Here is a 24,373-nt window from a genome sequence, read left to right on the forward strand (position 1 = left end):
GCTCGGCGTCGCGGCTGCGGGAGCCGGCGGGCCCGGGATGTTCCCGGAACCACCGACTCCCGAGGACATCACGTAACGCCATCAGCTCTTCGCCACGAGTTCCTTGAGCGCGATGTTGAGTTCGAGGACGTTCACGCGCGGCTCGCCCATGAAGCCGAGGGTCCGGCCCTCGGTGTGCTCGTCGACGAGCTTTCGGACCTGGTCGGTGGGCAGGCCGTTCTTCTCGGCGACCCGGTGGACCTGGATGTCCGCGTACTGCGGGGAGATGTCCGGGTCCAGGCCGGAGCCGGATGAGGTGACCGCGTCCGCGGGCACCTGGGACGGCTTCACCTGGTAGGTGTCCGTGGAGTTGTCCTTGACGACGGCGGCCTTGGCGTCCTTCACCCACTGGATGAGCTCCTCGTTGTCGCCGGACCGGTTGGTCGCGCCGGACAGGATGAGCTTGTACCGGGTGTTGACGCTGTTGGTGCCGAGGCCGTTCTGCGGGCGGCCCTGGAACCACTTCAGGTCGGACTCCGGGGTCTCCTGGCCCGCCTTCAGCGGCAGGTTGTAGGACTGCCCGATCAGGGACGAGCCGACGACCTTGCCACCGGACCTGATCTCGGAGCCGTTCGCCTTGTCGTGGAACAGCCCCTGCGCGATGCCGGTGACGGCCAGCGGGTAGAGGACGCCGGTCACCAGGGTCAGCACGAGGAGGGCGCGCAGGCCCGCCCCGAGCAGCCGGGCGGTGTTCGATACGGAGTTGTTCATGGCCTTCAGCCGATTCCGGGGACGAGGGAGACGAGCAGGTCGATGATCTTGATGCCGATGAAGGGCGCGACCAGGCCGCCGAGGCCGTAGATCGTCAGGTTGCGCCGGAGCAGCCTGTCCGCGCTCAGGGGCCGGTACTGCACGCCCTTCAGGGACAGCGGCACCAGCGCGATGATGACGAGCGCGTTGAAGATGACGGCGGACAGGATCGCGGAGTCCGGTGAGGACAGGCCCATGATGTTGAGCTTGTCCAGGCCCGGGTGGACGGCGGCGAACAGCGCCGGGATGATCGCGAAGTACTTGGCGACGTCGTTGGCGATGGAGAACGTCGTCAACGCGCCCCGGGTGATGAGGAGTTGCTTGCCGATCTCGACGATCTCGATGAGCTTGGTCGGGTTGGAGTCGAGGTCGACCATGTTGCCGGCCTCCTTCGCGGCCGACGTACCCGTGTTCATGGCCACGCCGACGTCCGCCTGGGCGAGCGCGGGCGCGTCGTTGGTGCCGTCGCCGGTCATGGCGACGAGCTTGCCGCCGGCCTGCTCACGCTTGATGAGAGCCATCTTGTCCTCGGGGGTGGCCTCGGCGAGGAAGTCGTCGACGCCGGCCTCCTCGGCGATCGCCTTGGCGGTCAGTGGGTTGTCGCCGGTGATCATGACGGTCTTGATGCCCATGCGGCGCAGTTCCTCGAACCGCTCGCGCATGCCGTCCTTGACGACGTCCTTGAGGTGGATGACGCCCAGGACCCGGGCCCCGCGGGCGTCCTCGACCGCGACGAGCAGGGGCGTGCCTCCCGCCTCGGCGATGCGGTCGGCGATCAGGTCCGCGTCGTCGGCGACGGTGCCGCCGTTCTCCCGGACCCAGGCCGTGACCGAACCGGCCGCGCCCTTGCGGATCCTGCGCCCGTCGACGTCCACACCCGACATCCGGGTCTGGGCGGTGAAGGCGATCCACTCGGCGCCCACCAGCTCACCCTGGTGGCGCTCGCGCAGCCCGTACTTCTCCTTGGCGAGGACCACGATGGAGCGCCCTTCGGGCGTCTCGTCGGCCAGCGACGACAGCTGCGCCGCGTCGGCGACCTGTGCCTCCGTGGTGCCGCGTACCGGTACGAACTCGGCGGCCTGCCGGTTGCCCAGGGTGATGGTGCCGGTCTTGTCCAGCAGCAGGGTGGAGACGTCACCGGCGGCCTCGACCGCGCGGCCGGACATGGCGAGCACGTTGCGCTGCACGAGCCGGTCCATGCCGGCGATGCCGATCGCGGAGAGCAGGGCACCGATCGTGGTCGGGATCAGGCAGACCAGCAGGGCGACGAGCACGACCATCGTCAGGTGTTTGCCCGCGTAGTCCGCCAGGGGCGGCAGCGTGGCACAGGCGAGCAGGAAGACGATGGTCAGCGAGGCCAGCAGGATGTTGAGGGCGATCTCGTTCGGCGTCTTCTGCCGGGCCGCTCCCTCGACCAGGTTGATCATCCGGTCGATGAAGGTCTCGCCCGGCTTCGTCGTGATCCTGACGACGATCCGGTCGGAGAGGACCTTCGTGCCGCCGGTGACCGCCGAGCGGTCGCCGCCGGACTCGCGGATCACGGGCGCGGACTCACCGGTGATCGCCGATTCGTCGACGGACGCCACGCCCTCGATGACGTCTCCGTCGCCGGGGATGACGTCCCCGGCCTCGCAGACGACCAGGTCGTCTACCCTCAGCTCGGTGCCGGGCACGTGCTCCTCACGGTCGCCGACCAGGCGGCGGGCGACCGTGTCGGTCTTGGCCTTGCGCAGGGTGTCGGCCTGCGCCTTGCCGCGGCCCTCGGCGACGGCCTCGGCGAGGTTGGCGAAGATCACGGTGAGCCAGAGCCAGGCGCTGATCGTCCAGCCGAACCAGTCGCCGGGGTCGGTGAAGGAGAAGACCGTGGTCAGCACGGAGCCGATCCACACCACGAACATCACGGGAGACTTGACCATCACCCGCGGATCGAGCTTGCGGAAGGCGTCCGGCAGCGACCTGAGGAGCTGCTTGGGGTCGAAGAGGCCGGCGCCCACACGGCCCTCGGCGGGCTTGTGCCCCGTGGGGGCGTCCTGGTGGGGTGCGAGGGTGGGAGTGGACATGGAGTCCTGCTTCTCTACGTCGGTGGTCATCACGCCAGCCCTTCGGCCAGCGGCCCCAGCGCGAGGGCGGGGAAGTACGTCAGCCCGGTGATGATGATGATCGTGCCGACCAGCAGACCGGCGTACAGCGGCTTGTCCGTGCGCAGGGTGCCCGCCGTCGCCGGGACCGGCTTCTGCTCGGCGAGCGAGCCGGCCAGCGCCAGCACGAACACCATCGGCAGGAAGCGGCCGAGCAGCATCGCGAGGCCGATCGTGGTGTTGAACCACTGCGTGTCCGCGTTCAGGCCGGCGAACGCCGATCCGTTGTTGTTGGCGCCGGACGTGTAGGCGTACAGGATCTCGGAGAAGCCGTGCGCCCCGCTGTTGGTCATCGAGTCCGCCGGGGTCGGCAGCGCCATCGCGAACGCGGTGAGGACGAGCACGAGCGCCGGGGTGACCAGGATGTAGCAGGCCGCGAGCTTGATCTCGCGGGGGCCGATCTTCTTGCCCAGGTACTCCGGCGTACGGCCCACCATCAGGCCGGCGATGAACACCGCGATGACCGCCATGATCAGCATGCCGTAGAGGCCGGAACCGACACCGCCGGGCGCGATCTCGCCCAGCATCATGCCGAGCATGGTGATCCCGCCGCCGAGGCCGGTGAAGGAGGAGTGGAAGGAGTCCACCGCGCCGGTCGAGGTGAGCGTGGTCGACACCGCGAAGATCGACGAACCGCCGACGCCGAAGCGGACCTCCTTGCCCTCCATCGCCCCGTTCGCCAGCTCGAAAGCCGGGCCGTGGTGGGAGAACTCGGTCCACATCATCAGCGAGACGAAGCCGAGCCAGATGGTGGCCATGGTGGCGAGGATCGCGTAACCCTGCTTCACCGAACCCACCATCAGACCGAAGGTCCGGGTGATCGAGAACGGGATCAGCAGGATCAGGAAGATCTCGAAGAGGTTCGAGAACGGGGTCGGGTTCTCGAAGGGGTGGGCGGAGTTGGCGTTGAAGTAGCCGCCGCCGTTGGTGCCCAGCTCCTTGATGGCCTCCTGCGAGGCGACCGCGCCACCGTTCCACTGCTGCTGTCCGCCCGTGAACTGGCCGACCTCGTGGATCCCGGAGAAGTTCTGGAGCACGCCGCAGGCCACGAGCACGATCGCGCCGGCGAACGCCAGCGGCACGAGGATGCGCACGACACCGCGCACCAGGTCGGCCCAGAAGTTGCCCAGCTCTCCCGTGCGGGAGCGTGCGAAACCGCGCACGAGCGCCACCGCGACGGCCATGCCGACGGCCGCGGAGACGAAGTTCTGCACGGCCAGACCGGCGGTCTGCACGACATGGCCCATCGCCTGCTCGCCGTAGTACGACTGCCAGTTCGTGTTCGTCACGAACGAGACGGCCGTGTTGAACGCCTGGTCCGGATCGATCGCGGAGAAGCCGAGTGAGCCGGGCAGGACGCCCTGGAGCCGCTGGAGCGCGTAGAGGAAGAGGACACCGGCCACGGAGAAGGCCAGGACGCCGCGCAGGTACGCGGGCCAGCGCATCCCGGTGTCGGGGTCGGCACCGATGCCCTTGTAGATCCACTTCTCGACACGCAGGTGCTTGTCGGAGGAGTACACCTTGGCCATGTAGGTGCCGAGCGGCTTGTAGGCGAGTGCCAGGGCCGCTATCAGCGCGAGCAGCTGGAGCACGCCGGCGAGTACGGGACCCATCTCTTGTCTCAGAACCTCTCCGGGAAGAGCAGGGCGAGGACGAGATAGCCCAGCAGGGAGACGGCCACGACCAGGCCGACGACGTTCTCGGCGGTCACAGCTTCGTCACCCCCTTGGCGACGAGAGCCACGAGCGCGAAACCCGCGAGCGTGACGAGAACGAAGGCCAGATCGGCCATCGCGAACTCCTGGAGTGAGGTGCGGTTGATACGGACGAGTGAAGAAAAGCGCATCCGTGGCCGGATCAGGACGGTCGTTGACGGCTCCCTTACGGTGAGGCCCGCGGCTTTGACGGAACCCTGACGGCAGCCCTCCGAAAGGGTTGAGCGGACCTGCCGCGGAGGCAGGCGGCCCGACTCACGGCAGGCGGAAACGGAGACGGCAGATCACCGCGTTCGTCTCCCGACGCACGGCGTACGCGACGACCGCGCCCCGCTGGTTCTGCAGCAGCCGCTGCCACAGCCGCTCCGGTTCCGTCTCCGGGATCAGCACGGTGACCCGCGCGCCGGGCTCGGCGGCGCCCACGTCACGGACGTACGCGGCGATGGGCCGGCCCAGCGATCGGCGCTCGCAGTCCAGCCGGACCAGCGGCACCCCCCGGGTCCCACTCCGCCCAGGCCAGCTTCAGTGCGTACAGGGCGGCACGGTCCTCCGGGTCGGAGTGGCTGACGGTCACCGCGCGGACCTCGTCGCCGAGGACAGGGGCTCCTTGCAGGGGTGTTCGGGTGCACCCAGGTTCTGTCCGATTGCCCTCGCGTCCGCCCGTTCCTTGCGCCTTCTTCGCGCTCATACGGTCATCTTTGACGGGATGTTGACGCGAGCCACCCGGGAGGCGGCCGAGCGCCGCACTCCGGCCGCCCGAGCGCCCGGGCGGTGGGAGGCGACGTCGGAGCAGGATGCAGGATGCCGTTCGGTATCCGTCAGAGCCGCGTCAAGGCGCACGGATCGGCAGCCCGGACTCACTGGCGTCCAGGCCATGGGACGCCGTGACGATGCACACGGGGGACGGCTCGACGCTCGGCCGGAGGACCCCGACACGACTGTGGTGAGGCGACGAACGACCTGGAGCGCGCACAGGAACTGCGCAACGCGGTCCTCTGCTCCGGCGTCCTGCTGGCCTTCCTCCTCCTGCTCGACTGGGGCTCCGGTCTGATCACCCCGTGGCGGGCCGTGCTGTGGTTCACCCTCGCCGCCCTGCTGTACGCCGTGCTGTACCCCCAGCGCGTGTCCGCGGGCAGCGACTGGCTGACCACGCGCGGCCTGGTCCGCGGACACCGGGTCCGGACGGATCTGCTGGTGTCGGTCCGCTGCGTGGAGGGCGTCTCCCAGCGGCTCCTGCTGCGGGATCGTCTGGGAGGCCGCGCCGAGATCGACCCCGAGGTGCTGGTGCGCCATCCGCACCTGTGGCTCTGCCTCGAACGCGGGGCCCGGAAGGCCGCCGCCGACGGCTCACTGCTCTGCGGCGCGACCGCCTTGCGACGGCTCTCGGAGCGCGTGAACCGCGAAACGGCTCGCGCCGTCTTCAGGATCTCCGGCCTGGACTGACGTCCGCTCCGCCCGCCCGGTCCGGCAGTGCCCGACGCCTCCTCCGTCCGGTCGGCCGGTCCGCACGGCAACCTTGACGGGATCTTGACGGGTGAGCGCAAGTATCAGCAAACCCAGGCGTCACTCTCTGCTTACGCTGGTCTGGCCGTCCGCGTGATGGCCGCACCCCACGCAGACCAGCACCGCAGGAGTATGCCGATGGCCACCGCAGACCGCCCAGCGCACCGGCTGCGTGCCTGGATGCTGGAAGGTTTGTCCGACATGGGGAAGGACCAGGGCCAGGTGGGGCCTCGGCCGGAGTCCACGCCGGAGCACAAGGGCCAGCCCTGGTACCGGGTGATGTGCCTGACCGGCGTCGACTACTTCTCCACCCTCGGCTACCAGCCGGGTATCGCCGCCCTCGCGGCCGGTCTGCTGTCACCGGTCGCGACGATCGTGCTGGTGATCGTCACCCTGGCGGGTGCCCTGCCGGTGTACCGCCGGGTGGCGCAGGAGAGCCCGCACGGCGAGGGCTCGATCGCGATGCTGGAGCGGCTGCTGTCCTTCTGGAAGGGCAAGCTGTTCGTCCTGACCCTGCTCGGCTTCGCCGCCACCGACTTCCTGATCACCATCACCCTGTCGGCCGCGGACGCCTCGACGCACCTCGTCGAGAACCCGCACCTGGAAGAGGCCCTGCACGACCAGCAGGTCCTGATCACCATGATCCTCATCGCGCTGCTGGGCGCGGTGTTCCTCAAGGGCTTCCTGGAGGCGATCGGGGTCGCCGTCGCCCTCGTGGCCAGTTACCTGGCCCTGAACGCGGTCGTGGTCGTGGTCGGCGCGTACCACGTCCTCACCGAGGGACATGTCGTCACCGACTGGTCGAACGCCCTGACCGCCGAGCACGGCAACGTCTTCCTCATGATCGGCATGGCCCTGATCGTGTTCCCGAAGCTGGCGCTCGGCATGTCCGGCTTCGAGACCGGCGTCGCCGTGATGCCTCACGTCAAGGGCGATCCGGGCGACACCGTGGAGCAGCCGAAGGGCCGCATCCGGGACACGAAGAAGCTGCTCACCACGGCCGCTGTCATCATGAGCTGCTTCCTGATCACGACCAGCTTCATCACCACTCTGCTGATCCCGGAGAAGGAGTTCGAGGAGGGCGGCAAGGCCAACGGCCGCGCTCTCGCGTACCTGGCCCACGACTACCTCGGCAACGCCTTCGGCACGGTCTACGACGTCTCGACCATCCTCATCCTGTGGTTCGCGGGCGCCTCCGCGATGGCCGGCCTGCTCAACCTGATGCCGCGCTACCTGCCCCGCTACGGCATGGCCCCCCACTGGGCCCGCGCCGTCCGCCCGATGGTGATCGTCTTCACCCTGGTCGCGTTCCTGGTCACCTGGATCTTCGACGCCGACGTCGACGCCCAGGGCGGCGCCTACGCCACCGGCGTGCTGGTCCTGATCAGCTCCGCCGCGATCGCGGTCACCATCGCCGCCCGCAAGGCCGGTCAGCGCGGCTGGACCATCGCCTTCACGGTGATCTCGGTGGTCTTCCTCTACACGACCGTCTTGAACGTCATCGAGCGCCCCGACGGCGTGAAGATCGGCGCCTGCTTCATCGCGGGCATCATCCTCATCTCGCTCCTGTCGCGGCTGATGCGCGCCTTCGAACTGCGCGTTACCTCCGTGCGTCTCGACGACATGGCGGAACGTTTCGTCCGGGACATCGCCAGCCGCAAGGTCCGGTTCATCGCCAACGAGCCCGACGCCCGCGACAAGGCCGAGTACCGGGACAAGATCGAGCAGATCCGCAACGACAACGACGTGCCGGTACAGGAGGACTTCGTCTTCGTCGAGGTCACGATCACCGACCCCTCCGAGTTCGAGGCGGGTCTGACCGTACGCGGCGAGGTCATGCACGACCGCTACCGCGTCCTCACCGTGGAGTCCTCCTCGGTCCCCAACGCCCTCGCCGCGCTGCTCCTGCACGTCCGGGACACGACCGGCGCCATACCGCACATCTACTTCGAGTGGACGGAGGGCAGCCCCTTCGCCAACTTCCTGCGCTTCTTCCTCTTCGGCCAGGGTGAGGTCGCGCCGGTCACCCGTGAGGTGCTGCGCGAGGCGGAACCGGACCGGGCCCGGCGCCCTCGCGTGCACACCGGCTGACGCGAAGGGTGCGCACGCGTACGGATCGCGTGTGCAATTGCGGACATCGGGCTGCGGCGGGTCGGCTCCCGCACACCCTGGAAGCGTTGCGGCCCACCCTCGCGGTGCTCGGCGACATGGCCCACTCTCCGCCAGGAGAGGATTCACGATTTTCTGAATTCAGGATTCCGTGTACCGTCGCCCCATGCTGAGCATCGCCTCCGACATCGACGCCCTCGCGCGCTTCGGCCGTGCACTCGCCGACCCGATCCGCTGTCGCATCCTGCTCGACCTCCGCGAGGCACCGGCCCACCCGGCCGACCTGGCCGACAAGCTTCAGATCTCCCGTACAAGGCTGTCGAACCACCTCGCCTGCCTGCGCGACTGCGGCATCGTCGTCGCCGTCCCGGAAGGCCGGCGCACGCGCTACGAACTGGCCGACGCCCGCCTCGGCCACACCCTGGACGACCTGCGCGGCGTCGTCCTCGCCGTCGAGGCCGACCGCACCTGCGCAGAGGCCGACGAGAAGGGCTGCTGCTGATGGCGGCCTCGATATCGCTGAGCCCCACGCCGGGCCGGCGCACCCGACTCACCCGCCGCATACGCGTGCTGGTCGCCGCCACCATCACCTACAACGTCATCGAGGCGATCGTCGCCCTCACCGCCGGCACGATGGCCTCGTCCACCGCACTGATCGGCTTCGGCCTGGACTCGGTGATCGAGGTCTCCTCCGCAGCGGCCGTGGCCTGGCAGTTCTCCGCCACCGACCACGCCGTACGCGAGGCGCGCGAAAAGGCGGCCCTGCGCATCATCGCGCTCTCCTTCTTCGCCCTGGCCGCGTACGTCACGCTCGACTCCGTCCGCGCGCTGACAGGCTCCGGGGAGGCCGAACACTCGACTCCCGGCATCGTTCTGGCCGCCCTGTCCCTGGCGATCATGCCGTTCCTCTCCGCCGCCCAGCGCCGCGCCGGACGCGAGCTCGGCTCCGCCTCGGCGGTCGCCGACTCGAAGCAGACCCTCCTGTGCACCTACCTCTCGGCCGTCGTCCTCGTCGGCCTGCTCGCCAACTCGCTGTTCGGCTGGAGCTGGGCCGACCCGATCGCCGCCCTGGTGATCGCCGCCGTCGCGGTCAAGGAAGGACGTGAGGCATGGCGTGGCGACGGCTGCTGCGCAGTGCCCGTCGGAACGACGACCGGCAAGCCCGTGAGCCAGGACGGCTGCGGCTGCGCTCCGGGCTGCGCCTGCTGCGCCCCTGCTGAGGATGCGGACGCCCGCTGACCCGGTGGGCCTGGCCGGGGTGATGAACGCCCGCCGTCACGCAGGCGACTACGAACGGCACATCCAGCGCTCCGAGACAGAGACCCTGATCAGCCGGGCCGCGATCACCCTGACGACCCGCCCTGTCGGGAAAAGCAGCAGCCGGGCCTGGCAACCTGACGCGTCAGACCAGGCGTCCGGCGACGACGGCGGCGTCCGTGAGCGTTCGACGCGCTTCACGTCGTGCACTTCGGGAAACCGGTCGAGCACTGCCGACCGCACCTCAGAAACCCAACGAAACCGCGGCTCAGAGGCCCTTTGCAGCGGGCTCAAGAACGGCCATGCACTCCACGTGATGCGTCATCGGAAACATGTGCGGATTCGTCAGCTGGAGAAGCCGCAGGTAAGAGGGCCTTTCCCGGGCACCGGAACGGCCTACCCCGGGCCGGAGCGTCACATGAGCGTCACGGCCGTGCCCCTCTGACGCCGTCATTCACCCCGCCCCGGCCACCTCGGCTGCCCTCCGCGATCGATAGTCCTCCCGAGCCGGAACGGAAGGGCGGTGCGGTCCAGGGGGAAGGCTCGCCGAGTGCGTGGACGGTGTAGCCGTTCCGGGTGTGAACAGCGGCCAGGTCGCGGTCGGCTTCGCAGGGGTGTCGTTGACGAGCGGCGAACCAGGTGACAAGTAATCCATAAGTAACTTTCGGAGCCGGATGTTCCTCGTCGGGCTCCCTTCGCCTTGCCCCGCCGACCCGCAGCTCGCCGAGGCGACGTTTGACCCGATCGGGGCCTGGTCGTCCGGCTCATCAGCACCTACGAGGCACTGGTTCGCCGCCCTGGGTACCGAACCGGTGCGGACAACGGTGAGCGACAGCGGTGTCCGCAGGGCTCGGCGACGGCGGCGGTACGGCGCCCGGCCCGGATTGCGGCCCGGCAGACGGCCGTACAGCGCCACGCCCCCCTGTTGGGCCGCGTGAGCGGACCTCGTGGCCACCCTTGTGGAGTCCGGGCAGAGTAATCAGATGTCCCTGACCGTGGTCACCAGTGGTGCTGTCATCACCGGTCGGCTGGCTCCGGAAGCCATGTGGAGCCAGAGGGTGTCCGAGGTGCTGACGGACTCCGCCGACCTGGGCGCGTTCTCCGTCGTCTTCGACACCGCCGCGAGGAAGGACGGGCCGCCCACGCATCTGCATTTCCACGTCGCCCGGATCCTGCAGGGTACGGTGGGGATCCCGGAGACAGGCGGGATGTACCGCGTCGCGATCGAGGACGTCAGTGCCTGGACCGTGGGCGACTTCAGCTACACCGACCACTGACCCACCGACGCACGGCACACAGTGAGGCCCCACCGGTATGCCGGTGGGGCCTCACTGCTCAGTTCGGCTCACACCTGTCCGTACGTCAGGCGGACAGGGGAAGTGCCGAGCGTTGCGGAAGTCGGCTCGTACGGGCCGGCTTCGGGCGCAGATGCGGCGGCAGGGCGGGTGCGGCAGGTGAAGCCGAGTCGGGTCATGGCCCTGACGACTTCGCCGGTGCTGAAATCGCGCCGGTCCTGGCGGGTGATGACCTGGCCGACCTGCTTGGCGGGGTAGTGGCGTCGTCCGACGATGACGAACTCACCGGTGACCGGCTCAGGTGTGACGCCCTTCATCGATTCCTCCACGCCGCTCTTCGTCAGGTCGAACGGGAAGCGGGCGATGACACAGCGCATGATGCCTCCAGGGGGAAGAGAAGACGAAGCCGCGGGGTGAGGGCGGTTCAGCGGGAGAGGGCGAGGACGCCCAGAGCGTTGCCGTGTTCGTCGACCACGGGCGGCTCCCCGAGCCGACGGCAGTGCATCGCACGTTCGGCTTCGGTCCCAGTGTCAGCGGTGCGGCGAAGGGCCGATGACCTCGGCGATGTCACGCAGGCGGATGCGGTCCGTGTATCCGGAGCCGTCACGAACGGCCGTGAGCCCGGCCCGGGTGACCAGGCCGGTGCACAGACCGTCCTCGTCGCAGACCGCCACATGACCTGTACGGGCGGCGGCCATCACAGACAGTGCCACCTCCACTGTCATGTCCTCCCAGACCTGTGGTCCGGCCGCGTCCATGGTGTCGGCCACCGTGCCGTGCGCGGGGTGAGCGCTCGCCGGGCGGAACTGCGTCTGGTCCAGCGTCAAAGAGTGCCTCCTGCGGAGTTGGACGGGCTTCCTGATCACGAAGGTTCTATGCCGCCGAACCAGCGGTGGACTGCCGTGCGGGCGCGCGGCGGGCCGTCGAGACGGGGCGGCGTCGGCCGCGTGAGGTGGCGCCGCGCTTCTTGGGGCGTTCGACCACCGGTGCGGTGATGACGACCGGGATGCCGGAGGGGGCCTGGGCGCCGGTGATGCGGTGCAGGGCCTCTTCGCCGGTGCGGACCTGGGTGGTCTGCGGGACGATGCCGGCCGCTGCCATGAGGCGAGTCATGCCGCGGCGCTGGTTGGGGGTGACCAGGGTGACGACGCTGCCGGACTCTCCTGCGCGGGCGGTACGGCCGCCGCGGTGGAGGTAGTCCTTGTGGTCGGTCGGCGGATCGACGTTGACGACGAGGTCGAGGCTGTCGACATGGATGCCGCGCGCCGCGACATTGGTCGCCACCAGCACGTTGACGTGCCCGCTCTTGAACTGCGCCAGCGTGCGGGTGCGCTGCGGCTGCGACTTCCCGCCGTGCAGGGCGGCGGCCCGTACCCCGCTGTTCAGAAGGTGCTCGGTGAGGCCGTCGACGGCGTGCTTGGTGTCGAGGAACATGATCACACGGCCGTCGCGTGCGGCGATCTGGGTGGTGGCCATGTGCTTGTCAGCGCCGTGAACGTGGAGCACGTGGTGCTCCATCGTCGTGACCGCGCCGGCCGAGGGGTCGACGGAGTGCACGACGGGGTCGCTGAGGTAGCGGCGCACGAGCAGGTCGACGTTGCGGTCGAGAGTGGCGGAGAACAGCATGCGCTGGCCTTCGGGGCGGACCTGGTCGAGAAGGGCGGTGACCTGCGGCATGAAGCCCATGTCGGCCATCTGGTCGGCCTCGTCGAGGACGGTGATGGCAACCTGGCTCAGTTGGCAGTCGCCGCGGTCGATGAGGTCTTTGAGGCGTCCCGGCGTGGCGACGACGACCTCGGCGCCACCGCGCAGCGAGCTCGCCTGCCTGCCGATCGGCATTCCGCCCACCACCGTGGCCAGCCGCAGCCTCACGGAGCGGGCGTACGGGGCGAGCGCGTCGGTGACCTGCTGCGCCAGCTCGCGCGTGGGTACGAGGATCAGCCCCAGCGGCTGCCTGGCCTCGGCGCGCTGCCCGGCCGTACGGGCCAGCAGCGCCAGCCCGAAGGCGAGGGTCTTGCCGGAGCCGGTGCGGCCACGGCCCAGTACGTCCCGGCCGGCGAGGGAGTTCGGCAGGGTCGCGGCCTGGATCGGGAAGGGCACGGTCACGCCTTGCGAGCCGAGCGCGCCCAGCAGTGCCCCCGGCATGTCGAGATCGGCGAAGCCCTCCACGGCGGGAAGCGCGGGAGTGATCGTCCTGGGCAGCGCGAACTCCCCCTGGGCGGCGGGCCGGCGGCCGAAACCACCGGAACGGCTCGGCCCGCCGGAGCGGCTCCTGGCCGACGAACCGAATCGGCTGCCGCCCCTGCCGGAGTGGGTACTGCCGTCACGGGTGCGGGCGAAGCGGTCGTTCGTGCGTGTGCGGTTCATGCGGAACCTTCCTCGATGCGGCACATATCAAGGAATTCCCGCAGCGATGAGCAGCACAGAGAATTGCAAGAATGGACCGATGGAATGCGAGAGCGAGTCTGACCGACGGAGAATCCGTGCGGGCACAGGCGCTGGAATGAGTGCGCGAAGCGGATTGAATGTTCGGGCGTCCGCCGCGGCCATGAAGGGATGCGTGCACCCCCTGAAGGACGCTCCGTATGCGGTGAGCCTACGGATTTCCTGGTTGTCGTCCGCAGCCGAGACCACTGCGGGAAAATGCGAGCAGCTGGGGCCCGCACCCCGAAGGACGCGGGCCCCAGCTACAAGTACGCGACGGTAAGCGTCAGGCGAGAACGATGTTCTCGGCCGTCGGGCCCTTCTGGCCCTGCGCGATGTCGAAGGTCACCTTCTGGCCCTCGATCAGCTCACGGAAGCCCTGGGCGGCGATGTTCGAGTAGTGGGCGAACACATCAGCGCCGCCACCGTCCTGCTCGATGAAGCCGAAGCCCTTTTCCGCGTTGAACCACTTGACCGTACCAGCAGCCATGTCATTTCTCCTTTGGGGCAGTGCATCGGGATCCGCACGTCACGGACTCCGTGTCGCCGCGATGATCACCCCGCCCGGAAAAAGAACCGGATAACAAAAGCGCTTCCAGTGGCACAGGTGCCGCCCGGTGAGCACTTGAAGTTTTGGGAACCACAACTGCAACTGACACCGACAGTAGCACGCCGCAGCGACCTGTGTACGGTGAAGAATCGCACTCCACTTAATGCGGCAGAGAATCTGTCCGCCTGTTCGGTTGAAATCTCAGCTCGTGGGCACAGATATTGACCCAGCCGGATCGTAACGTTTCGGGAAGCATTGGGGGGTGCGCAGGGTAACGGCTGCTGCCTGCAAGTTTCGATGTCCGTGACGCGGCCGTTGATCTGCTGATGTTCTTCCTCGAGAACCTCCTCCTCTCCCGGTCGCAGACACGATGGACACCGACCGGCTACGCACACTCGGCACCACCTGGGTGGCAGTACGACAGGCCGCCCTGACGCATCCGCACTCCGTCACCCCCCGGCGGCCCTCCCAGCGACGCCCTGCTTGGTGTGCCGCTGAGCGACGCTCTGGGCATCGGCAGCCTGCTCACGGCGCGGAAGGTGATCGTGGCCTGCCCGGGATGCTCCGCACCGCTTTCATGGCCGTCGCGGCATAGCGCCCCAAGCGGAACTGAGCGCCCGCAACCGTGTTCCTTGCTGGAGCCGCGTCGATCATCGCCGGAGTGCCGCTCTCGACGAGCCTGGCCGCCATGACCATCGCGCAGGTTCCGTCAGTACGCCGGGGTAGCGGAGCAAGCGGTGAAAAGGGCCTCGCCGGCGCTCCGACCGGAGAGCACCGCCTCGGTGATGTCACACTCGGAGGCCCTGAGTCGCTCGTCGGCGTGGCCGGCCCTGATCCGGTCGCGCCCGACTCGACGCACGAACCGCACAGTTCCACCCTTCATTCACAACCTGACGCGCCATCAGAGCGAGCGTCACATGAGCGTCAGAACTGCCTGGCGCGGACCCCTGCGGTCAGGAGGCGTACGTCCGGCACGCCACCTGCTCCACGTCATGCACTTCGGGAAGCAGGTCGAGCTCACCCGGCCACTCCTGAGAAACCCGAGAAAACTGCAGGTCAGAGCCCCTTTTCAGCAGGCTTCAAAATAGCCACGCACTCCACGTGCGACGTCATCGGAAAGGTGTCGGCTGGTGAGGTTCGGACATCGCCGCAGGTCAGGGACGGTTTCCGCCGCGACTGGACGACCGGTGGGCGCCCAGAGCGTCAAACGAGCGTCACGATCAGCCAAATAGGCGGCCGAGGGAACGGGAGCTCCTCAGCGAGTATCCCAGCCGAAACGGCGCGGCTCAGGACCGTAAGGAGTCCAGTCCTTCAGATACGGCTTCAGATCGTCTGGTGTCGGCTCGCGAGAGCTCGGCATGACGGGTAGCCGGCTGAGCGGGTCAAGAGCCTGAACGTACCGTCGAGCCCAGTCCAGCCACCGCCTCGACGCTTCCGTGTCGACTCGTCCGCATCCTCGACGTCCACGAGTCGGCTCTCCAGTGCGTCGCAGTACGCGCCGGTCGGACGGGGTAGGCGTCGTTGACGGAGGTGGGGTCGAGCCCGTCGCCCTCCCTCGCTGTGAGGACGAGGTCCGCCTGTCGCTCCCCCGCCGCGACGCCGCGCTCCTCCGCCGGGCCGTCGGGGATCGCGTCCAGGGTCTCCTTGTATGTCGCGTCGAGTTGCTCGGCACGGCTCGGTGCCAGCGTCACCCGTGCGCGGTGTGCGGCTGCGGCGAGCGCCGCCGCCTGGTACGGGCCGAGCTCCACGCTCGTCGGTAAGCTCCGGGGCACGGGCTGTCGCGAGCCAACCGATGGCCCGGATACGGCTGTTGGTGATCTGGGTGGGTGCCCCTGCGGTCGCGATGGTCTCGGCCGTGGCGTCGTACCAGGTTGGCGCCGTGGTGCGGTCGGCTGCGGCGGCCTGCGGAGCCGCGACGGACGCGGTCAGCAGCGCCATCGCGCACGAGAGCGACGAGGGCAGGGCGGGTTCTCAGCGGACTCACACGTTCTCCTTCGGATTCGGTGAGGGCAGTGAGGTGATGCGGACAGGCCGCGCGCACGCAGGATCGGCACCGCCTGGCCGACGCAGAGGTCGAAGCCGCCAAGTAGCCAGGGCGGCAAGATGTCGAACCGTCGGCCGCCGTGAGCCACAACACCGGACGCGGCGAAAGGTGATCGGCGGCTGCCTCGGAGCGCATCTGCAACCTCACCTGCCCGAGACCGTGCCTCCCGCTCGGAGCTTTGGCCACCGTCCTCGGCGTTCTCTACGCCGCGCGGTCACTGCGCTGACGGCCAGGGCAGGCACAGACGGCAGCCACGCCACGGCCGCCCGTCCAGAGAATTGTGAACGCGGTACTTCATCGGCATGTCGGACCGTTGAGAATATGAGACGCATACGCAAGCCGCATTGACCTGGCTGAATTTCGCTGCAACTCTCTTGGCTGTGAGCAAGTCCGAGCCCCTCGCCGCGCGCCTGCACGTCGATCTGCGACGTCAGGCCAGCGCCATCTGTGCCATCGGTCGCCACACCCACTGACAGGCGCTGCTTCCCTTCGCTCCATTTCACAGTCGGCTTCTACGCCAAGCCGCTGCTTTCGCAGACGTCACGCTCCTCGAAGCCATTTCTGCCGAGGTCTCCTTTCCGCCGTTCGACGTCTGCCATTTCCTTGACCATTTTCCTGAACAGGACCCTTCCATGGCCACGACGGCATCGACCCGACGTCAGTTCCTCACTCTGCTCGGTCTCTCGACGGTGGCCGTGAGCTGCGGCACGGCCGCGACCGGAGCCACGCCCGGCAAGGGCCAGACCAAGACGCTGCGATACCAGGGCTGGGCGGGACAGGTCACCCTGCCGGAGCTGGCCGAGGACCTCGGCTATCTGGAGGACGTGAAGCTGAAGTGGGTCGGCAACACGATCAGCGGGCCGCAGGACATCCAGTCCGCGGCCACGGGCCAGGTCGACTTCGGCGGCGCCTTCAACGGCGCGGTCGTCAAACTCGCCGCGAACAACGCCCCCATCAAGGCGGTCATCAGCTACTACGGCGCCGACAAGTACGCCTACAACGGCTACTACGTCCTCAAGGACAGCCCGATCCGCTCGGCGCGGGACCTGATCGGCAAGAAGGTCGGGATGAACACCCTCGGAGCCCACGCCGAGGCCATGCTCGACATCTACCTGCAGCGAGGCGGTCTGTCCCAGGCGGACATCGACAAGGTCGAGCCCCTCGTGGTACCCCCGGTCAACACCGAGCAGACGCTGCGTCAGAAGCAGATCGACGTGGCCGTACTCGGTGGCATTCTGCGCGACAAGGCCCTGGCGACCGGGGGCATCCGCCCGCTGTTCACCGACTTCGAACTGCTCGGCGCCTTCAGCGCCGGCACCTACGTGATGACGGACCGCTTCCTGAAGCAGAACCCCGACACGGCCCGGGTCTTCGTCACCGCCGTCGGGAAAGCCATCGAGTGGGCCCGTTCCACTCCGCACGACGAAGTCATCGCCCGGATGACGGACATCGTGAAGAAGCGCGGCCGCAACGAGGACACCGCACCCCTGAAGTACTGGCGCTCCTACGGCGTCGCGGAGACGGCGGGCCGGATCACCGGCAAGGAGCTCCAGCTGTGGATCGACTGGCTGGCCGAGCGCGGCGACATCAAGAAGGGCCAGGTCACGCTGTCGGACCTCTACACCAATGAGTTCAACGCCGCGGGCGAAAGCGGCGCACCGACTCCCTCAGCAGACTCCTCCGCCTCGACGAGCGGGAGCTGAATCCCATGCCGGAAGCCACCACACCCAAGATCGTATTCGAGGACGTACGAAAGGAATTCACGGTCAAGGACCGCAAGAGGGATCGGCAGTCGACCCGTTTCACCGCCCTCGACGGCATAGATCTGGAGATAGCGGCCGGCGAGTTCGTCGTCCTCGTCGGTCCCAGTGGCTGCGGAAAGTCGACGCTGCTGGATCTGCTCGGCGGACTCGCCCGACCCACCGGCGGACGGATCCTGCTGGACGGGGAGCCCGTCAGCGGACCGGGCCTGGACCGGGGCATCGTGTTCCAGCAGTACGCGCTGCTGCCGTGGCGCACGGCGCAGGGCAACGTCGAGTTCGGTTTGGAAGCCACGGGCGTCCCACGGCGTCGACGGGCCGCACGAGCCCGCGAGTTCCTGGATCTCGTCGGCCTGACCGGGTTCGAGGACCGTCACCCGCATGAGCTGTCGGGCGGGATGCGGCAGCGGGTGGCGATCGCCCGCAGCCTCGCCTACGACCCCGATGTGCTCCTGATGGACGAGCCGTTCGCCGCGCTGGACGCCCAGACCCGGGAGTCGCTGCAGGACGAACTGCTGCGCATCTGGCAGCGCACCGGCAAGACCGTCGTCTTCATCACGCACGGCATCGACGAGGCGGTCTACCTGGGACAGCGCGTCGCCGTCATGACGTCCAGGCCGGGCCGCATCAAGCAGATCGTGCCGGTCGCCTTCGACTCCCGTACGGCGACGGACGACCTCCGCTCCAGTCCCGAGTTCGCACGCTACCGGCACCAGATCTGGTCGCTGCTGCACGACGAGGTGGCCAGGGCCCAGCAGTTGGAGAAGGAGGAGGCTTCCGTATGAGCCCGACGACCGGCACGGCCACCGACAAGGCCACGACACCGGGATCGGCGAGCGCCGTCGAGCCCGTCCCGTCCCTCTCCCCCGCACGATCCGCCGGGTCCGCGACCTTCGGAGCGGCACAGCCGGACGTACGCCGAGCCACGTCCCTTCCAGCTCGTATCCGCCGGCTGTCGTACCTGCTGCTGGTCGGGGCGACCAAGTCCGCCGCCGTCGTGGCTCTGCTGCTGCTCTGGGAGGCCGCACCGCGACTCGGCCTGGTCGACCGGACCTTCCTGCCGCCCTTCAGCGAGGTCGCCGGCGCCTGGTGGGGCCTGGCAGTCGACGGTCAGCTCGCCGACAACGCACGCGCCAGCCTGGTGCGTTCCTTCAGCGGATTCGGTCTCGCCGTGTCCTTCGCCGTGCCCCTGGGCCTGCTGATCGGCTGGTACCGGCCGGTCGCCGACCTCCTCGGACCGCTCCTCGAGGTGTTCCGCAACACCGCCGCTCTGGCCCTGCTGCCGGTGTTCGTGCTGCTGCTGGGCATCGGCGAGACCTCGAAGATCTCCATCGTGGTGTACGCGTGCACCTGGCCGATCCTGCTCAACACCATCAGCGCGGTCCGCACCGTCGACCCGACCCTGCTGAAGCTCGCGAAGTCGATGAACCTGTCCGCGCCCCGGCTGTTCCAGAAGGTCATCCTGCCGGCGTCGGTGCCGGTGATGTTCACCGGCATCCGGCTGGCCGGAGCGGTGTCCATCCTGGTGCTGGTCGCCGCCGAGATGATCGGCGCCAAGGCAGGGCTCGGCTATCTGATCAACGCCTCGCAGTACAACTTCGCGATCCCGCAGATGTACGCGGGCATCATCACCATCTCCGCCATCGGTGTGGCCTTCAACCAGTTCCTGGTGGCCCTGGAGCGGCGGCTGAGCTCCTGGCGCGTACCCGTCGACGGCTGACCCGTACCCGCCTCCTTCTCCTCCGCTCGTCTCGCCTCTCCCCCTGATCCGAGGAACCCCATGACCGCGCCCAGAGCCCGTCAACTGCACCTCAACGCCTTCCTGATGAACGCCGGCCACCACGACGCCGCCTGGAGGCATCCCCGTACCCAGCCGGAAAGGGTCACCGACCTCCGCTACTTCCAGCACCTGGCGCAAACCGCCGAGCGCGGCTTGCTCGACTCCGTTTTCCTCGCCGACGGCCTCGCCCTGTGGGGCAAGGTCAGGCACAACGCGCTCGGCGGCTTCGAACCGCTGACCCTGCTGTCCGCCCTGGCGGCGGTCACCGAGCACGTCGGGCTGATCGCCACCGTCTCCACCACCTTCAACGAGCCCTTCCACACCGCCCGCAAGTTCGCCTCCCTGGACCACATCAGCGGCGGCCGGGCCGGCTGGAACATCGTCACCTCCGGCACCGTGAACGAGGCCCGCAACTTCGGGCAGGACGAGCACCTGGAACACGGGCTGCGCTACGAGCGGGCGCGGGAGTTCGTCGAGGTCGCCACCAAGCTCTGGGACAGCTGGGAGGACGACGCGATCCTGCTCGACCGGGAGCGCGGCATCTACGCCGACACCGACAAGGTGCGGGAGATCAACCACCGCGGGGAGCACTTCGGGGTGCAGGGCCCGCTGAACGTTCCGCGCAGCCCGCAGGGATACCCGCTGCTGGTGCAGGCCGGTTCGTCGGAGGACGGCAAGGAGTTCGCCGCCCAGTACGCCGAGGCGGTCTTCACCGCCCAGCAGACCCTCGCCGACGCCCAGGCCTTCTACAAGGACCTCAAGTCCCGGCTCGCCCGCCACGGACGCACCGAGGACCAACTGCTCGTCCTACCCGGCATCGCCCCCGTCATCGGCTCGACCGAGGCCGAGGCCCGCGCGCTGGAGCAGGAACTGACGGATCTTCAGGTCCCTGAGTACGGGCTCGCCCAGCTGTCCGGGATGCTCGGCACCGACCTGACCGGGCTGCCACTGGACGGGCCGCTGCCCGATCTGCCTGAGGAGCGGGACATCAACGGCAACAAGAGCCGCTTCACGCTCGTCGCCGAACTCGCCCGCCGCGACGGCCTCACCCTGCGCGAGCTCATCGCCCGCCTCGGCGCCGGCCGCGGTCACCGCGTCTTCGCCGGCACTCCCGAGCAGGTGGCCGACCAGCTGGAGGAGTGGTTCACCCAGGGCGCCGCCGACGGTTTCAACATCATGCCGCCCCATCTGCCGGGCGGCCTGGAGGACTTCGTCGACCACGTCGTGCCGATCCTGCAGCAGCGCGGCCTGTTCCGTACCGAGTACACCGGCCGCACCCTGCGCGAGCACTACGGCCTGCGCCGCCCCGCCAACCGGCTGGCCACGACAGCCGTAGGAGAAGGGCAGCCGGTGTGAGCGGCCTGGACCTCACCACCGACGTCCTGGTGGTCGGCGGCGGACCCGCGGCCACCTGGGCCGCGCTCAAAGCAGCACAGGACGGGGCGGACGTGATTCTCGCCGACAAGGGCTACTGCGGCACAAGCGGCGCCACCGCCTCTGCCGGGACCGGCATCTGGTACGTCCCGCCGGAGCCCGCCGCGCGGGAGGCGGCCATGGCGAGCAGGGAGGCCCTGGGCGGATACCTGGCCGACCGGCGCTGGATGGCACGCGTGCTGGACCAGACGTACGCCGGGATGAACGAACTGGCCGCGGCCGGACGCTACCCCTTCCCCACGGGGCCGGACGGGAAGCAGCTCAGGAACGGCCTCCAGGGACCGGAGTACATGCGCAGGATGCGGATCCGCGTCCAGCGGGCCGGGGCACGCATCCTCGACCACAGCCCGGTCACCGAGCTGCTCACCGACCCCTCCGGCGCGGTCGCCGGGGCCCGGGGCTACCGGCGCCAGGCCGGGCAGCCGTACCGGGTGCGCGCCGGGGCGGTGGTCCTGGCCACCGGTGGCTGCGCGTTCCTCAGCGGCGCGCTGGGCTGCAACGTCAACACCGGCGACGGTGCGCTGTTCGCCGCCGAGGTGGGCGCGGAGATGTCCGGGATGGAGTTCTCCAACGCGTACGGCATCGCACCCGAGGGCACCTCCGTCACCAAGACCGCGTTCTACTCCTTCGCGACCTTCTACCACGAGGACGGCACGGTCCTGGAGGGTGCGGCCAGCCAGGGCGGCCGGTCCGTGATCGCGCGTGCGCTGCTCAGCGAGAAGGTGTACTGCCGCCTGGACCGGGCCGACGCGACTGCCCGGCAGGCGATGCGGCTGGCGCAGCCGAACTTCTTCCTCACCTTCGACCGGCTCGGCATCGACCCCTTCACCCAGCTCTTCGCCATCACGCTCCTCGCCGAGGGCACCGTGCGCGGCACCGGCGGCATCCGCATCACCGGCGACGACTGTTCCACCACCGTGCCCGGCCTGTACGCGGCCGGGGACGCGGCGACGCGTGAGCTGATCTGCGGCGGCTTCACCGGAGGCGGCAGCCACAACGCCGCCTGGGCCATCTCGTCCGGCACCTGGGCGGGCCTGGGCGCGGCTCGTCATGCCCGCTCGCTCGGAGCCCGGGCCGCCACCCGGAACCTGGTGGCGGCGGGCGGTGCGGGGCTGCGGCCCACGGGGACCCCGGGGCCGGCCGGCGGCTTCCGTGAGGTCGTCACCGCGGTCCAGGGCGAAGTGCTGCCGTACGAGAAGAACTACCTGCGCCACGGGGGTCGGCTCGCCGCGTCGCTGGAGGTGCTCGACGGCGTGTGGGCGGAGTCCCGTGCCTCCCTGCATGCCGGGGGCGAGGACACCGTACGGGTCCGGCAGGCGGTGGCGATGGCCGCGCATGCCCGCTGGATGTACGCCGCGGCGCTCGCCCGGACCGAGACCCGCGGCATGGCCAAGCGGCTCGACTTCCCGGCGCGGGACCCCGGGCAGCACCACCGCATCGTCACCGGCGGCCTGGACCGGGTGTGGACCCGCCCCGAGCCCCTGCGGATCCCCATGGAGGTGGCCTCGTGATCGAGCTGGTCTCCGCAGACCGCTGCATCACCTGCGACAAGTGCATCAAGGTCTGCCCCACCGATGTCTTCGACCGGGGCGAGGACGGCGTCCCCGTGCTCGCCCGCCGCAACGACTGCCAGACCTGCTTCCAGTGCGAGGCGAACTGCCCCGCCGACGCGCTGTACGTCTCACCCCTGACCCGCCCACTGCCCGACGACTCCGCCGCCCGGGACGAGGAGCACCTGGACCGGACCGGCCTGCTCGGCAGCTACCGCCGGCACATCGGCTGGGGACGGGGCCGCACGCCCGGCGCCCTGCGCGCCGTAGGCCCTCCGCTCGGGCCACCGGGGGCCACGGGCCCCTCTCTGCCCATCACCTCCTGACCGCCCACCACCGCTCACCACCGCTTACACAACGGAAGGACACCCGCACCATGACCACCAGCACCGGCTTCGACATCCGCAGGATCGGCGGCCGCATCGGCGCCGAGATCCTCGGCGTCGACCTCGCCACCGAGCTCGACCCCGCCGTCGTCACCGAGATCAACTCGGCACTCCTGGAACACAAGGCGCTGGTCTTCCGCGACCAGCAGCTCGACGACGCGGGCCAGCTCCGCTTCGCCGCCCTCTTCGGCGAGCTCACCACCGCACACCCGACCGTGCCCTCCGTCGACGGCCAGCCGAACATCCTGCCCGTCGACGGCGACGAGGGAATCCGCGCCAACCAGTGGCACACGGACGTCACCTTCGTCCGGACACCGCCGAAGGCGTCCACGCTGCGCAGCATCGTGGTCCCGCCCTACGGCGGCCACACCCTCATCGCCAACTCGGCCGCCGCATACCGTGACCTGCCCGAGCCACTGCGCGAGCTGGCGGACAAGCTGTGGGCGGTGCACACCAACGACTACGACTACGCCGCCCCGAAGACCGAGAAGGCGGCCGAGCACCGCCGGCAGTTCGTCTCCAGGAAGTACCGCACCGCCCACCCGGTCGTCCGCGTCCACCCCGAGACCGGGGAGCGCGGGCTGTTCATCGGCGGCTTCGCACAGAGCATCGTGGGCCTCGGCCCGTCCGACTCCCGTGACCTGCTACGCATCTTCCAGTCGTACGTCACGCGTCCCGAGAACATCGTGCGGGTGGCCTGGACACCGGGCGACCTCGTCCTGTTCGACAACCGCATCACCCAGCACTACGCCCCCGACGACTACGGCGACCTTCCGCGCCTGCTGCACCGGGTGACCGTCGCGGGCGACGTCCCCGCCGGCGTCGACGGCACCCTCAGCAACGTCATCGAGGGCGACGAGGCACCCCACTACACCCCCGCCGCGGCGTGAGGCTCGGCCGCCGGGCGGGGACACCGGCCCCCGCCCGGCGGCCCGCATCGCAGCGGATGCCGACCGAAGCCACACGGGCCAACGGGACGCATGCGGATCTCAGCAAGCCGCACAAATTCCTCGAAGGCATCCTGAAAGACCTGCGCCGGCGCGGTCTCGTACTCAGCCGGCGCAGCGGCAACGGCGGCTACCGGCCGGACAAACCCGCCGAGTTCATCAGCATCGCCGACGTCATCCGTACCGTGGACGGACCACTGGTCTGGGTGCGCGGGGTCCGCCCGCCGGATCTGTCCAGGCTGCCGCCGATGGCCTCGGCGAAGCCGCGGGCGACCGCCAGGCCGAGGCCGACGCCGTTGCCGCGCGGGGCGTCGCCGTAGCACTGGAAGGGGTCGAAGACGCGGGACTTGGTTAGTCGGGGACACCGGGGCCGTGGTCGACGACCCGGACACGGCGGCGCACCATTTCAGCGACAAGATCTCGGCCGCGACGTTCACACCGCGCATCATTGCGTACCCACATAAATGCCGTTCAGCAGCCCATTGCGGCAGGTCCAATGGTGAGGTGCCTTCAACGCCTCACTCCTCGCCTGTGCAGGGCAGGCGTACCCCGGCCCGTGCGGCTGGTTCGAATGCCGGGTGTGGGGCCCGCGTCGTGGGTGTGGCCCCGCTGCCACGCAGAGCCACCCGCAGCGGCACCGCCTCGCAGGACGGTTCCATCGTGGCACGGCGGTGATCGGCGCCAGCATCGTGC

21 protein-coding genes and 4 pseudogenes are annotated in these 24,373 nt (G+C 69.2%); 14 read left to right on the forward strand and 11 right to left on the reverse strand.

The features are described 5' to 3' along the window. Positions 1–81: 81 nt before the first annotated feature. The 6 genes and pseudogenes from AMK31_RS06320 to AMK31_RS40910 all read right to left on the reverse strand — a co-directional run. Positions 82–750, reverse strand: a complete 669-nt coding sequence (locus AMK31_RS06320) for a potassium-transporting ATPase subunit C (protein WP_073939375.1) — start codon at positions 748–750, stop codon at positions 82–84. A 5-nt stretch (positions 751–755) separates the two neighbouring features. Further along, positions 756–2,879 carry a potassium-transporting ATPase subunit KdpB gene (gene kdpB, locus AMK31_RS06325; protein ID WP_073939376.1) on the reverse strand — a complete coding sequence of 708 codons (2,124 nt, stop codon included), beginning with the start codon at positions 2,877–2,879 and terminating at the stop codon, positions 756–758. Beyond that, entirely contained in the window at positions 2,879–4,540 is a 1,662-nt protein-coding gene (kdpA, locus tag AMK31_RS06330; RefSeq protein ID WP_073939377.1) for a potassium-transporting ATPase subunit KdpA, read from the reverse strand. The genes kdpB and kdpA overlap by 1 nt, the downstream gene beginning before the upstream one ends. 8 nt (positions 4,541–4,548) lie before the next feature. Beyond that, the gene (kdpF, locus tag AMK31_RS06335) at positions 4,549–4,638 is read right to left on the reverse strand and encodes a K(+)-transporting ATPase subunit F (RefSeq protein WP_060886496.1); all 90 of its coding nucleotides are present in this window, start codon (positions 4,636–4,638) and stop codon (positions 4,549–4,551) included. Next, a complete protein-coding gene (locus tag AMK31_RS40905) occupies positions 4,635–4,772 on the reverse strand; it encodes a hypothetical protein (protein ID WP_198948430.1) in 138 nt (45 codons plus the stop codon). Before AMK31_RS40905 ends, kdpF begins: the two co-directional genes overlap by 4 nt. A 124-nt stretch (positions 4,773–4,896) precedes the next feature. Further along, a pseudogene (locus AMK31_RS40910) lies at positions 4,897–5,245 on the reverse strand (amino acid permease); the annotation flags it as partial. Positions 5,246–5,709: 464 nt separating this feature from the next. Here AMK31_RS40910 and AMK31_RS06345 point away from each other — a divergent pair. The 5 genes from AMK31_RS06345 (at position 5,710) to AMK31_RS06365 (ending at position 10,787) form a co-directional block, all read left to right on the forward strand. Further along, positions 5,710–6,084 (forward strand): hypothetical protein, encoded by a 375-nt coding sequence (locus AMK31_RS06345; protein ID WP_241842546.1) that lies wholly within the window; start codon positions 5,710–5,712, stop codon positions 6,082–6,084. Positions 6,085–6,282: 198 nt separating this feature from the next. Beyond that, positions 6,283–8,235: an APC family permease gene (locus tag AMK31_RS06350; protein ID WP_073939379.1), complete on the forward strand. Its 1,953-nt coding sequence runs from the start codon at positions 6,283–6,285 to the stop codon at positions 8,233–8,235. A gap of 184 nt (positions 8,236–8,419) precedes the next feature. After that, on the forward strand, positions 8,420–8,755 hold the full coding sequence (locus AMK31_RS06355; protein ID WP_073939380.1) for an ArsR/SmtB family transcription factor: 336 nt from the start codon (positions 8,420–8,422) through the stop codon (positions 8,753–8,755). Further along, entirely contained in the window at positions 8,755–9,492 is a 738-nt protein-coding gene (locus AMK31_RS06360; protein ID WP_073939381.1) for a cation transporter, read from the forward strand. The genes AMK31_RS06355 and AMK31_RS06360 overlap by 1 nt, the downstream gene beginning before the upstream one ends. A 965-nt stretch (positions 9,493–10,457) precedes the next feature. Then, entirely contained in the window at positions 10,458–10,787 is a 330-nt protein-coding gene (locus AMK31_RS06365; protein WP_073939382.1) for a hypothetical protein, read from the forward strand. Between the two features lie 68 nt (positions 10,788–10,855). Here AMK31_RS06365 and AMK31_RS06370 read toward each other — a convergent pair whose 3' ends face one another. The 4 genes and pseudogenes from AMK31_RS06370 to AMK31_RS06385 all read right to left on the reverse strand — a co-directional run bounded on the left by AMK31_RS06370 (position 10,856) and on the right by AMK31_RS06385 (position 13,719). Then, entirely contained in the window at positions 10,856–11,182 is a 327-nt protein-coding gene (locus tag AMK31_RS06370) for an SCO5918 family protein (protein ID WP_073939383.1), read from the reverse strand. A 47-nt stretch (positions 11,183–11,229) separates the two neighbouring features. After that, positions 11,230–11,632 (reverse strand): annotated as a pseudogene (locus AMK31_RS06375) (CBS domain-containing protein). Between the two features lie 46 nt (positions 11,633–11,678). Next, positions 11,679–13,172: a DEAD/DEAH box helicase gene (locus tag AMK31_RS06380; RefSeq protein ID WP_073939385.1), complete on the reverse strand. Its 1,494-nt coding sequence runs from the start codon at positions 13,170–13,172 to the stop codon at positions 11,679–11,681. A 343-nt stretch (positions 13,173–13,515) separates the two neighbouring features. After that, a complete protein-coding gene (locus AMK31_RS06385) occupies positions 13,516–13,719 on the reverse strand; it encodes a cold-shock protein (protein WP_070022949.1) in 204 nt (67 codons plus the stop codon). 2,484 nt (positions 13,720–16,203) lie between these two features. Here AMK31_RS06385 and AMK31_RS42385 point away from each other — a divergent pair. The 9 genes and pseudogenes from AMK31_RS42385 to AMK31_RS41335 all read left to right on the forward strand — a co-directional run. Further along, a complete protein-coding gene (locus AMK31_RS42385) occupies positions 16,204–16,296 on the forward strand; it encodes a putative leader peptide (protein WP_365514931.1) in 93 nt (30 codons plus the stop codon). A gap of 159 nt (positions 16,297–16,455) precedes the next feature. After that, the gene (locus AMK31_RS06395) at positions 16,456–17,526 is read left to right on the forward strand and encodes an ABC transporter substrate-binding protein (protein WP_073939387.1); all 1,071 of its coding nucleotides are present in this window, start codon (positions 16,456–16,458) and stop codon (positions 17,524–17,526) included. Positions 17,527–17,531: 5 nt separating this feature from the next. After that, the gene (locus tag AMK31_RS06400; RefSeq protein WP_073939388.1) at positions 17,532–18,368 is read left to right on the forward strand and encodes an ABC transporter ATP-binding protein; all 837 of its coding nucleotides are present in this window, start codon (positions 17,532–17,534) and stop codon (positions 18,366–18,368) included. Beyond that, positions 18,365–19,303, forward strand: a complete 939-nt coding sequence (locus AMK31_RS06405; protein ID WP_073939389.1) for an ABC transporter permease subunit — start codon at positions 18,365–18,367, stop codon at positions 19,301–19,303. Before AMK31_RS06400 ends, AMK31_RS06405 begins: the two co-directional genes overlap by 4 nt. A 60-nt stretch (positions 19,304–19,363) precedes the next feature. Next, entirely contained in the window at positions 19,364–20,719 is a 1,356-nt protein-coding gene (locus tag AMK31_RS06410; RefSeq protein ID WP_073939390.1) for an LLM class flavin-dependent oxidoreductase, read from the forward strand. Beyond that, a complete protein-coding gene (locus tag AMK31_RS06415; RefSeq protein WP_073939391.1) occupies positions 20,716–22,308 on the forward strand; it encodes an FAD-dependent oxidoreductase in 1,593 nt (530 codons plus the stop codon). The genes AMK31_RS06410 and AMK31_RS06415 overlap by 4 nt, the downstream gene beginning before the upstream one ends. Further along, positions 22,305–22,673 carry a 4Fe-4S dicluster domain-containing protein gene (locus tag AMK31_RS06420; RefSeq protein ID WP_073939392.1) on the forward strand — a complete coding sequence of 123 codons (369 nt, stop codon included), beginning with the start codon at positions 22,305–22,307 and terminating at the stop codon, positions 22,671–22,673. The genes AMK31_RS06415 and AMK31_RS06420 overlap by 4 nt, the downstream gene beginning before the upstream one ends. A gap of 50 nt (positions 22,674–22,723) precedes the next feature. Further along, on the forward strand, positions 22,724–23,623 hold the full coding sequence (locus tag AMK31_RS06425; RefSeq protein WP_073939393.1) for a TauD/TfdA dioxygenase family protein: 900 nt from the start codon (positions 22,724–22,726) through the stop codon (positions 23,621–23,623). 107 nt (positions 23,624–23,730) lie between these two features. After that, a pseudogene (locus AMK31_RS41335) lies at positions 23,731–23,946 on the forward strand (Rrf2 family transcriptional regulator); the annotation flags it as partial. Here AMK31_RS41335 and AMK31_RS41340 read toward each other — a convergent pair. After that, positions 23,901–24,079, reverse strand: a pseudogene (locus tag AMK31_RS41340) (ATP-binding protein); the annotation flags it as partial. The pseudogenes AMK31_RS41335 and AMK31_RS41340 sit on opposite strands and share 46 nt — an antisense overlap. Positions 24,080–24,373 lie beyond the last annotated feature (294 nt).

The sequence above is a fragment of the Streptomyces sp. TSRI0107 genome, from assembly GCF_001905845.1.
In the GTDB taxonomy this organism is placed as follows: Bacteria; Actinomycetota; Actinomycetes; order Streptomycetales; family Streptomycetaceae; genus Streptomyces.